General features: G+C 34.5%; 10 protein-coding genes and 2 pseudogenes. 1 reads left to right on the top strand and 11 read right to left on the bottom strand.

Annotated features, from left to right (window positions below; all coding sequences use genetic code 11):
* Positions 1-67 precede the first annotated feature (67 nt).
* The 7 genes and pseudogenes from ACO6FI_RS05335 to ACO6FI_RS05305 form a co-directional block, all read right to left on the bottom strand.
* A pseudogene (locus ACO6FI_RS05335) lies at positions 68-726 on the bottom strand (ATP-binding cassette domain-containing protein).
* Positions 727-731: 5 nt separating this feature from the next.
* Positions 732-1085, bottom strand: a complete 354-nt coding sequence (locus tag ACO6FI_RS05330) for a hypothetical protein (RefSeq protein WP_485456442.1) — start codon at positions 1083-1085, stop codon at positions 732-734.
* A gap of 279 nt (positions 1086-1364) precedes the next feature.
* Complete coding sequence (locus tag ACO6FI_RS05325; RefSeq protein ID WP_485456441.1) at positions 1365-1766, bottom strand: hypothetical protein; 402 nt, start codon at positions 1764-1766, stop codon at positions 1365-1367.
* Positions 1767-1769: 3 nt separating this feature from the next.
* Positions 1770-2849, bottom strand: coding sequence for a hypothetical protein (locus ACO6FI_RS05320; RefSeq protein WP_485456440.1), 1080 nt, complete (start codon positions 2847-2849; stop codon positions 1770-1772).
* 351 nt (positions 2850-3200) lie between these two features.
* Positions 3201-3377: pseudogene (locus ACO6FI_RS05315) on the bottom strand (transposase); the annotation flags it as partial.
* A gap of 60 nt (positions 3378-3437) precedes the next feature.
* A complete protein-coding gene (locus ACO6FI_RS05310) occupies positions 3438-6575 on the bottom strand; it encodes a type I restriction endonuclease subunit R (protein WP_485456439.1) in 3138 nt (1045 codons plus the stop codon).
* A 10-nt stretch (positions 6576-6585) separates the two neighbouring features.
* A complete protein-coding gene (locus ACO6FI_RS05305; RefSeq protein WP_485456438.1) occupies positions 6586-7080 on the bottom strand; it encodes a hypothetical protein in 495 nt (164 codons plus the stop codon).
* 92 nt (positions 7081-7172) lie between these two features.
* Between ACO6FI_RS05305 and ACO6FI_RS05300 the strand changes: the two genes are divergently transcribed.
* A complete protein-coding gene (locus ACO6FI_RS05300; RefSeq protein WP_485456437.1) occupies positions 7173-7904 on the top strand; it encodes a restriction endonuclease subunit S in 732 nt (243 codons plus the stop codon).
* On the opposite strand, the gene ACO6FI_RS05295 is transcribed toward ACO6FI_RS05300, so the two are convergent.
* The 4 genes from ACO6FI_RS05295 to ACO6FI_RS05280 all read right to left on the bottom strand — a co-directional run bounded on the left by ACO6FI_RS05295 (position 7901) and on the right by ACO6FI_RS05280 (position 12005).
* The gene (locus ACO6FI_RS05295; protein ID WP_485456436.1) at positions 7901-8578 is read right to left on the bottom strand and encodes a restriction endonuclease subunit S; all 678 of its coding nucleotides are present in this window, start codon (positions 8576-8578) and stop codon (positions 7901-7903) included. The genes ACO6FI_RS05300 and ACO6FI_RS05295 overlap by 4 nt on opposite strands.
* Positions 8568-10028, bottom strand: a complete 1461-nt coding sequence (locus ACO6FI_RS05290) for a type I restriction-modification system subunit M (RefSeq protein WP_485456435.1) — start codon at positions 10026-10028, stop codon at positions 8568-8570. The genes ACO6FI_RS05295 and ACO6FI_RS05290 overlap by 11 nt, the downstream gene beginning before the upstream one ends.
* A 305-nt stretch (positions 10029-10333) precedes the next feature.
* Positions 10334-10504, bottom strand: coding sequence for a hypothetical protein (locus ACO6FI_RS05285; protein ID WP_485456434.1), 171 nt, complete (start codon positions 10502-10504; stop codon positions 10334-10336).
* 37 nt (positions 10505-10541) lie between these two features.
* Positions 10542-12005 (bottom strand): ABC transporter ATP-binding protein, encoded by a 1464-nt coding sequence (locus ACO6FI_RS05280; RefSeq protein ID WP_485456433.1) that lies wholly within the window; start codon positions 12003-12005, stop codon positions 10542-10544.
* Positions 12006-12007 lie beyond the last annotated feature (2 nt).

Genomic DNA, 12007 nt, shown 5'->3' with positions numbered 1-12007 from the left:
AAAAAGAACTACAAAGGAGCCGCCACCTAACGATTGATGAACCGTTAAAGCGACAGCCCCTGCATACCTATTTTATATTACTAAGCTTACCCTCAGACATATTTAAAGTAATATATCTTTTATCACTATATATACTGCTGTCATGTGTAACCATTACAAGTATTTTATTCTCATCCATTATATTATCCACATATTCCATTATCAGTTTTCTGTTTTCAATTGACAGTGATGAAAAAGGTTCATCAAGTATCAAGACAGACGGACCATTTACCATTACTCTTGCCAAGGCAACAAGGTGCTTTTCTCCGCCTGACATTTGAAAAACTCTCTTTTTAAGTAACTTTTCAATTCCAAGTATCTCGGCAATTTCAATAACTCTTTTCTTTCTTTCAAAATATCTGTATTTTTTTGAATAGATAAGCGGAATAAATATATTATTGTATGCACTTTCATTCTCAAGAAGTTTATTATCTTGAAACATGAATCCGAAGACTTCATTCCTAAGTCTTGCAATATCACTTCCCGACATACTTAAGACTTCTTTTCCGTTATTCTGTATGTACCTGAAAAGTTTTTATCAAGGAGTCCGAGAATTTTTACAAATGTAGTCTTTCCACTGCCGTTTTCTCCAAATAAAGCATATCTTTTCCCGATATCAAATGTAGCCGTACAACCGTCAATAATATTTTTATCCGAATTATTATAATGTTTTTTTATATCAGTCATTTCAATCATTGCCGGTCACTCCTTTCTGACAAAAAATCATCATTTAAAGTGCTAATCACATTAACTATGAGCATTATCAGTAGAAAAAACAAAGATATTACTACTGTGAGTGCAGCAGCAAAATCCCATCTGAACCTGTTTAAATAAAACAGTATCAAAATATCTGCCAATATCACCACAAAGCTCATAGCGAAATTTCTGATTATAATATCCCTTTTTCTTGCCCCATATGTTATATGTATCATAAACACTTTGTGCATTTTATTCTTTATATGCTCTAAAAATATAAAAAGCACTGAAATGATTTCAAGTATAATAAACATCACATAGATAAGCACATACCTTATTATAAAATTCATCTCTTTAAAATCCTTGGTTATCTTATTCACCTTAAGATAAAATGATGAATTTTCAAAGACTTGTACAAAATTATCTACAACACCATTTTTTATATCTTCCTCACTGAAAAAAGTTTCCTCAACTATTGAAGCAATATTCAGAATTGAAATATTGTAGTCTTCAAATCTTTTATATTTATCATCCTTAATCTTTATACATATACTTTCCTGTTCATAAAAGAAATAATTAAGCCACTCTCTGTCATATCCTTGATAAACTAAGTCATCTACAACTTGTTTCTATGTGATAATATCGCCCTTGACATCTCCTTTAAAATAACTGTTATACTCTCTTTCAGGCAGTATCCAGATATATTCTCCACCATTACATACCAAAACATTTATATCTGTCTTAATTTTACTTGATTCATAAACTGTAGTAAACATAGCTATACCGCCATCCTTGTACACTCTATCCAACTTTTCAAGGATACTCTTTCCTTCATCACCTTTTTCATCTACAAATTTTATAGGGACAAGATTCATATATCCAATCCCCTCGGTCATAGACAGATCGTCTTTAAAAGATAATGTTGCAGCTACTAAGACAATAAATACAGATATTGTTATAATAACGAAGCTTAAAGCAATCATTTTATTTTTCAAAGCATCTTTTATACCAAGCAACATATCAGTCAGCATATATTACCTCATCTCTCTTGAATATCTAAGAAATCCAAATATATATACTCCTGTTATACATAATAAAAATAATAATAAAAATATAGAGTCAACAACTATATAATCAAAGAAACTCATTATTCCTTCTTTTATCTGCCCTAAATATATCCAAATCCCAAAAGATGACACCATGCTTATTAATACAATCTGAAAGATACTATATTTTAAAATAAGCTTATACATTTTAAAAAAATCGGCACCACATACTCTGCCGATATAAATATATTCTTTATATTTCCACAAATATATCACAGAGGTGTATATGAATACTGATAATGATGCCATTGCACAATATAATATAAACCTCTCATATTTTCTGTAATTTAATACTGCATGAATAAATGCCTTTATCACCGGTTGTGCTTTATTTTCAGATATCTCTGTAAATCCGTTCTCTTTTAGTACTTCATATACCTTTTCCATTTCATTAAATTTTTCAGTCTCAGACACATCTATATACGGCACATCTACATATATCTTCTTTATAAGATTACTATTTAATTTAAAGATATTTTTAAATACTGCAAATTCATCAGTAGGATATGACTCCTCAAGTGAACCATATCCTACTGAAGCAATATCAAGCGCCCCTATAATATCTATATTATATGTATCAGCTGCTCTTTTCATTCCCTTTTTTATTATGTACGGACTTAGCTTTCCGCTTCGAAACATAATATCAATATTTATAAGGGCTACTCCTGTATCGGTCTTTTTTAGATAGTCCTCATTTGAAAAATATCTTAAATATCTTGGGTCAAGTGCTTTTGTGGAATTTACAAAATAGTACATACCCGGGTCATAAAGTCCCACAACCTTACTATCTGATGTCTCAGCTACCAATACTACATTTCGCTCAAGCAAAAAATCCCAATCAAAATTTTTAACCTTTTCGGTAGGGACAAATACCCTTCGGGTTTCATATAACTCATATGGTATTGATATAGTATTTCCAACCACATAATTAGCTGCAATTAATATGATAGAATTCACTGCAAATATCAAAATATAAAATATTATATTTTTCTTTACAAAGCTTTTCATACTGCTCCCTACCTTTGGTAATCTTACTCAACAACTATATTTCTACTGATAAAAGTATCTACCTCATTCCCAACAGAATTTACTGTACTGCCGTCTGCAACAGCATAACTAACTGAATATTTCGCTGTGGTCTTAGGTCCATTATTCCATTTATCTTTTACTTTACTATGTTTTACAATTTGCTTACCACGTTCCTATAACTCTTTGTATTAACACTTAACATAAACACAGCTAAAATTTAGCTATCTATAATATTCATATCTGCCAACTATGTACAGTAATTATACATAGTATTCCTAATATGTTTAATATTAAATATTTACAAATATATATGTATATATCGTATAAAAAAATTAGTTGTTCTGATTCCATTGTAGTGACAACAAAATTACAGTCATTATCTTCGCAAGCTTTGTATAAATCAGGAGAAACAAATCCGCTATCACCACGAAGATAAAGAGGGAGCGATAGATATTTTGCACGGCATTCCTGTAACAGTGGAATCATGAATTTGTCAGCATCATTACTGCTTAGATGAAAGTAAGAAAGTTTTGTAAATGCAGTAACTATGCCATGAATAATTCAGGCTTAATTATACCTCACCCTTTCTTCTGCCACTAAAGGTAGAGTTTTTTCTGTATTATTAGTATACGTAAAAATATTATGATTCTCTTCAAAGCTGTTATTATCAGTCCAAAGCTCGCACTGTGTCATAACAGTCTGAACGGCATCATCCATTCCTTCAGGCGGATATTTATGTTTTTTCAAAAGCTTTTTTATGAGCATACGCATTTTAGCTCTTGCCGACTCACGTTTCTGCCAATCAATAGTCTTATTCTTACGTAGAGTATCAGCAAGTTCTTTTGTGATTGCAATCAACTCTTCATTTTCATAAAAATCTTTGATTGCTTGCGGCTTTGTTAATGCATCATAGAAGGCAAGCTCGTCAGCAGTAAGCCCAAGTTTGTCACCTTCTTTTTGATCCGCCGCAATTTGTTTTGCCAACTTTAACATTTCTTCTATAACTTCTTCATTGGTAAGCATCCCGTTAAGATATGCATTGATAGCACGTTGCATAATCTCACTGAACTTTTCGGATTTTACAATATTTGTTCTACGATAAACCGAAACTTGCTCTGCAATCAATTTTTTCAATAATTCGACTGCAAGGTTCTTCTCTTTCATATTTGCGACTTCCTGAAGGAATTTAGGATCAAACAAAGAAAACTCCTCTTTGATATCGGAAAATAAATTTATTACACCATCACTTTTAATACTCTGTTTCAAAAGTTCATTTATTCTTGCATTCATTTCCGGTAATGAAATCTTTTTACCAACGCCGGTATTGGTAAGCCTGAGAACAAGAACTCGAACAGTCTCAAAGAACGCTGCTTCAAATCTACTATCTTCATCAACTAACGATGAACAAAGAGAAAGGGCTTGATGAAGCATAAGGGCTTCTTTTACGAATGAATCTTTATCATCAACCTTTTCTCTACCCATAATAAAATTCACAGCACCGCTGATAGTTTTTGCTCTTTCAAGGTCTGTACCATTGATAAACTTTGTGTAATCATATCCATGAAACTTATCACGGCAAACTGATAATTTCTCCAAGAACTTCGGATATGCAACCTTTGCAACATCTGTATCGCCATAGTTCTTTTTATCACGAGAAGTATAGTCATTCATGGCCTGCTTCAGAGCAGTAGCAATTCCAACATAGTCAACAACAAGCCCACCTTCTTTATCACGAAATACACGGTTTACACGAGCAATTGCTTGCATAAGATTATGTCCGGACATAGGCTTATAAACATACATAGTGGCAAGAGAAGGAACATCAAACCCCGTCAACCACATATCAACAACAATGGCAATCTTCATAGCACTGTTGTTATCTTTGAACTTCTTTGCAAGCTCATTCTTATGATGTTTATTACCAATAATCTGTCGCCATTCTTCCGGGTCGTTATTACCCGAAGTCATAACAACTTCCACTTTTTCAGTCCAAGTTGGGCGCAGTTCCAATATTTTCTTATAAATTTTCATGGCAATAGGGCGAGAATATGCAACAATCATCGCCTTGCCGGTAAGCAGATTCTCTCTATTATTTTCATAGTGGTCAAGAATATCACAAACAAGCGAATTTATGGTATTATCATTCCCAAGCACTGCTTCCATCTGACCAAGTTCTCTTTTGCTCTTTTCAATAACCTCATCATCTGCATTAAGAGCCATTAAATCATACTCTGCATCAATCATCTTCAATGTTGCTTGATCAAGGTTTAATTTAATTACACGACTCTCATAATAAACCGGGCGTGTTGCTCCATCTTCAACAGCCTGTGTCATATCGTAAATATCAATATAATCGCCAAATACCTCACGAGTACTTCTGTCTTTTGAAGAAATAGGTGTCCCGGTAAATCCGATATATGTAGCGTTTGGAAGTGTATTACGAATAATTCTTGCTGTGCCGATAACCCGCTTTGCTACTTCATCACCATCTTCATTCTTTGTAATTTTAATCTTTTCAGCAAGTCCATACTGTCCCCTATGAGCTTCATCAGCCATAACTATAATATTGTGGCGTTCAGACAGAGGTTCGTTAGACTCCTCAAATTTCTGCATAGTAGTAAAAATTATCCCGTTTGCCTGTCTGCCGGCAAGCAAAGTTTTTAGATTCTCTCTACTTTCTGCTTGTGACGGTTCTTGCCTTAAAAAGTCTTTACACTTTGCAAACTGACTATAAAGCTGGTCGTCAAGGTCATTTCTATCGGTGAGTACAACAATAGTCGGACTATCTAATACCTCCTGTAACAAATGAGCATAGAAAACCATAGAAAGTGATTTGCCGCTTCCTTGTGTATGCCAAAACACACCACCTTTACCGTCAGTAACAGTAGCGTGTTTTGTTGATTCAACAGCTTTTCTTACCGCAAAATACTGATGGTATCCGGCAAGAATTTTATAAGTATTAATCCCCTCATTTGAAAAACAAATAAAGTTCTTGATAATATCAAGCAGTTGTGTCTTTTGAAATATTCCCTCAAAGAAAGTGTCAAACTGAGCATACTGAGTATTCTCATAATTACCTTCTTTTGTTTTCCACTCCATGAAGCGGTCTTCACCGGAAGTAATTGTCCCGGCTTTTGATGTCAACTGATCGCTCATAACACAAATTGCATTATAAATAAACATGGAAGGAATTTCCTGCATATAGTTACGCAGTTGCCTATACGCTTCGGATGCGTCTGTTTCTTCACGGGAGGGAGATTTCAGTTCAACCAATACGATCGGCAAGCCGTTTAAAAAAAGAATTACATCCGGACGTTTTTTACTATTCTCAATAAAAGTCCATTGATTAACAAGTACAAAAGAGTTATTATCGGGATTTTTATAGTCAACAAGATAAACGATAGAGGAATGTTCCTCACCGCCAAGGAAATATCTTACCGGAATACCGTTTTGCAAGTAGTCCATGAAAACAGAGTTCTTCTGCACAAGCTCTCCGTTTTCAAAGTTTTTAAGTTTGAATATGGCATCCTGAATAGCATCATCCGGCAAACCTCTATTCAAACGATACAGAGAGTCGAGCAGAACTTCCTCATATAATGGATTATAAAAATCCCTTTCAATATCGGGACCATATGCGTATTCGTATCCCAAGTTGTTTTGAAATAATTCAATTATTGAGTTTTCATAGTCGGATTCGTTAAACATAGTTCCTCCATTATTTATTGAACTTTTTTGAGTTTGATACTATATTTATAATATCTAAAAGGTTCTCCTCTTTAATCACCATTCTACTTTTTATTTTACCTTTATCTTTGTTCTCTAGTATATAATAAGTTGTATTATTGTGTTTTCTAATAGCAAAAGAACCATGCGCTATTGCACATCTAATAGCATAGAAAAATGAATCAATATTACTCTTTTTATTATTGATGTGAATTGCTACTTCTTCAAATTCAACTTTTTCAAATTGCCCTTTGTTTTTTATTTGTGTTTCAATATCTTTAATCGTAGTATTAATCCAATTTGATGATAAAAAATATATTTCTTTTTTTAATAAAGGTGTCAATCTCCTTTTATTCCATCCTAATTGCTTAAATGTTTTACCTCGAACACTTACATTATCTACTGGTGTATTAAACAAATAGAAATTTACTATTTCATTTAACTCCTTGCTCCATTTAAGTTTATTACTAAAAGTCCACCTTACCACAATATTCCTCCTTTAATATACTATTACAAAAAACAATAACTGAGCAAGTCGCAGACTTGCGATGCTTATTGACCGTATGGCAATAAGATAGCTTGGACTCTGAACAGCAGGTAAACAATAATTTACTTCAGCAAATACAGCTCCTTTGTCGCTCATGGTTAGTTGATTATGCGCCTTTCGGATACGAGCAACCTGCAACATGGTCTGTAGTTCCTCTGTCATTAATAGCTGACTTTGTTAGTGGTTACTCTTATAAAGGTGCAGAGCTTGCCGATTCTGACATAGCAATGGCTACAATTAAAAACTTTGACCGCAAAGGTGGCTTTAAAATCGACGGTTATAAAGAGATTCAGCCATCGGCTAAATTAAAGCCAGAACAACACGCACAATTATTTGATACACTCGTAGCTCATACCGACTTAACTCAAAATGCTGAAGTAATCGGAAATGCTGAGCCCATCCTGAGCATGTCAGGATACAATGACATCGTCTTTTCGATGGATGTAGTCAAAGTTCTTCCAAAAGAAGGCGTTTCAAGATTCCTTATTGCTGCACTATTACAGGACGGCAGGTTCAAAGCTCACGCTTTGGGCTATATCAATGGTACTACCGTTCTTCATCTTAGCAAGAAAGCATTGCCAGAGTTTGAGTTGCTACTTCCACCAGATTTAGAGGAGCTTGCACCACTTGCTAATACTGTTGAGGCTATGTATCGTAAGATTGCTGATAATATTGACGAATCAACACATTTAGCAAACCTCCGCGACACATTGCTCCCTAGGTTGATGTCCAGGGAATTGGATGTCTCCAACATCGACCTTTAAGCTGCTAATAGACTAAAAAACTGCTCCGTAGTTTCCTCGTTACCGCCTCTGTCAGACACCTTGTCGTACGTATGCAAGCATTCGTCCGTCTTCGGTGTCTGCCTACGCTGCTGCGCAGCTATCCGTGTGTTGCACGGATGAGTCGGTAAATTATTGTTTATTGTATTGTTAAGTTTTATTTTATCATCCAAATTTCGTAAAATTCTGCTTATTACTTTTTGCTCTTCAACTGAAGGAACCTTAATATCTAAATTCCGTAGTACATCTGTTTGCACTCGTTGCCTACCCGATGAACCAACCATTGATTTAATTGCCGGCTCTCTTACAATTGAGCTACATACTAAATAATACAGGTAATCTGCATCAATTCCTTCTTTTGCACGGAAAACGATATATTCAGTAGAGCCAAATCCGATTTCATCTTCATCAAGAATATCAACCTTGGCAATTTTCCCGTTTTCTAAGCACGGAGTTATCCTTGCCATAATAGTATCGCCATTACGGAATTTAGCCCCACTTGTAAACGGTTCATTTTCATATGAAATAATATCTCTACAAAACGATTGTAATTTATCCATTCCAATCTTTTTAGCAATTCTTCCTTTTTTCAATGACTCACGAGGATTAAAATCTACAATCTCTGACAATTTCTTTATTTGCCATTTACACTTCATACCCAATCGCCCCCAGTTTCTTTCTAATCTCCTCTTCCAACTCATGAGACTTTTTAAACATATCTGACAGTTCTGAAGTTAATCTTGTCATCTTTTCTTCAAAAGGCTCTCCGTCACCTTCCTGTTCCTCAATACCCACATATCGACCGGGAGTTAAGATATAGTCATGTTTTGCTATATCTTTTATCGTAGCAATAGCAGAAAATCCTTTTCTCTCCTTCAATACTCCATTTTGAAAATCTTCAAAAGTCTTTGCCAATAAGTCAATATCCCCAAGGCTTCCGTCTTCTTGTATCCCTTCCGTAAAGTCTCTATGTTTCCTATCAACCATATATCCCATTTTCCTGGCATCAATAAATAGAGTCCTTCCTTTTTGCTTTTTATTCTTAGTGATAAACCATAGTGTCACAGGAATAGTTACACTATAAAATAGCTGTGTAGGTAAAGCTACAATTCCCTCAACAAGATCATCTTCTATAATCTTTTTTCTTATTTCCCCTTCTCCGGAAGTTTGAGATGATAATGCACCATTAGCAAGTACCAATCCAATTTTTCCATTTGGTGCTAAGTGATGAATCATATGTTGTATCCACGCATAGTTTGCATTCCCTGACGGCGGTGTTCCATATTTCCACCTAACATCATCTTTTAATTTGTCCGCTCCCCAATTAGAAAGGTTAAACGGTGGATTTGCCATAATGAAATCAGATTTTAATGTTTTATGGATATCATTAAAAAATGTATCTGCATTGGATTCTTGACCATAAACAGAAATACTCCCTCGATTATCACTATGAGCCTGTACAAACTTTTCACTTTGTACAAACATACCGCCACTGCCGCAACAAGGATCATATACACGGCAGTTATTAAATGGTTTCAGTATGGCAACAATCGTTTTTACAATACTTGAAGGTGTGTAAAACTCTCCGCCCTTTGTTCCTTCATAGGCAGCAAACTGAGCAATACAATATTCATATGTCCTGCCCAATAAATCTTTACTTGCCTCTGTTCCATCCATTTTTACTTCGTTAGTAAATAAGTCTACAACTTCCCCCAATACTCTTTTATCTAAATCAGGACCGGCATAATTCTTAGGCAAAACATTTTTCAAACTCACATTTTCTTTTTCAATTGCCCTCATAGCATTGTCGATTACTATACCAATTTCAGCTGTATGTGCCGAAGATGCAATCTTACTCCAACGAGCTTCTTCCGGCACAAAGAAAATATTTTCTTCTGCATATGCATCTCTATCGTTCTCAAAATCATCGCCTTCTTCCAAAAGTTCCTCGTAACGTTTTTCAAAGGCACTGGATATATAACGAAGAAAAATAAGTCCAACTATTACCTTTCTATATTCAGCGGCAGGAATATGCCCCCAAAGAACACAAGCTGCATCCCAAATTTGTTTTTCAAAACCTATATTTGCATTGTTTTTTCCGGCCATTATTTATTCTCCATACTCTATAAATTCTATAATATTGTCCAAATCTGTATTAAAAACCTTACTAACCCACACCATTGCATTTTCATTCTCACCAAATAAAATGTGTATATTAGTTTTTTAAGTGGTCCCTTATAATTTCAAACAATTGGCTTATATATTTTAGCATATTTCAAATTATTAACATAGCATATATTGTAAATAATGAAAAAGCCGGTGTAGTCTGAAGACTCCATTGACTTTATTATGGTATATCGGAGTTAAGTTTTCTTTTTCCCCCCGATATACCCCTTACTTTTTTATAAATATTATTTAATCCACTTTATAAATGCTGTCTTATCGGCACAATTATAGCCCGCATTTTTATAAAAGTTTAATGTGGATTCATCCTTTGAGCCTGTTAAAAGCATCATCTTATAACAATTCTCTTTTTTAGCTATCTCTCCCACTAATTCATTTTCTTTTATCTCTCTTACCATTTGGTCTCCCATATATCTAAGATTTTTGCTATAAGACTTATATTGCAAAAAATTCACTCACTCTTTCCGCATTTTCTTTTGTCCATGCTCCTGACCATAAAAGCTTTCCATTCTCCAAAAAAATCAAATAATCACAACATTCCTTTAAAAACTCCGGATCATGAGTTATGATAAAGCTTGTTCTTCCCTCAGCTTTTAAATGCTTTATGATTTCAGAAACTTCCAACATATGCTCATAGTCAAGTCCGCTTGTCGGCTCATCAAAAATCAATATTTCCTTATCACTTGCTATTGCACTGCCAATTGCCACTCTCTGTTTTTGACCTCCGGAAAGGGAGAGCGGATGCACATCACAAAACATCTCCAGATTCAGCTCTTTAAGTATTTTCTTAGCATTTTCTTTTGAGATTTCATCATCTTCTTCCATACTTAAAATAACTTCATCCAAAACACTTTCCGTAAACAATTGATGATTCACATCCTGCATTACCATATAACTTAGATTTTTCCAATCCTTTGCCATAATAATACCGGATTTATAGTTTAAACTTCCATTTACCCTCTTTTCAAGTCCGCATATCATCTTTGCAAGAGTGGACTTACCTGCACCATTATACCCTAAAATCCCTACAATTGCACCATATGGAACTGTTATATCAGGAATATCGATAAATTTCCTTTTCCCATAAGAAAATGAAATATTATTAAAACTGAAGTTGTTTTTATTACTGTTTTCATCATTCCTTGCATCAAATTTTACCGGACAAACGGAACGAAGCCCCATTTGATGCAATTGTGTTTCTTCAATTTTTTTAAATTCACCAATAGATAAGTCATTTACAATCCTTCCATCCCTCATATAAATGACTCTGTCCGCAAGCTCCATCAGATAATACAGCCTATGCTCAGCAATAATAACAGTCTTACCTTGCTTTTTCCAATTTCTTATTACCTCCTTTAAATCGGAAATAGTACGAAGATCCAAATTTGAAGATGGTTCATCAAGGATAAAAATTTCCGGTAACATTGCTGCAACAGATGCACATGCAATCTTTTGTTTTTCGCCTCCTGACAAAGCAAAAATATCTCTGTCAAGAAGATATTCCATATTTAAATCCTTGGTTATAATACCTATTCTTTTATATATTTCTTCTCTTGCTACACCTGTATTCTCGCATCCGAAAGCAATCTCACTTGTGGAATCAACACTAAAAAACTGAGAACGAGGATTTTGAAAAACTGAGCCTATTTTTTGTGACAATTCGTATAATGTCAATTCCGATGAATCTATGCCGTCAATAAGTATCTTTCCTTTCAACTCTCCGGTATAATATGTGGGAGAAAGCCCGTTAATCAATCTTGTAATTGTAGTCTTACCACAGCCTGAAGCACCGCAAAGAATAACAACCTGCCCTGGCAAAATCTCCAGATTGATATCATAAACACCGGCACTATGCTCTACAGTATTATAAGAAAAAGATACATTTTCAAGTACAACCATAC

It is taken from the genome of Lachnoanaerobaculum sp., assembly GCF_057250505.1.
Note: the sequence above shows the minus strand (reverse complement) of the source record. Positions and strands in the feature narration are given on the sequence as shown.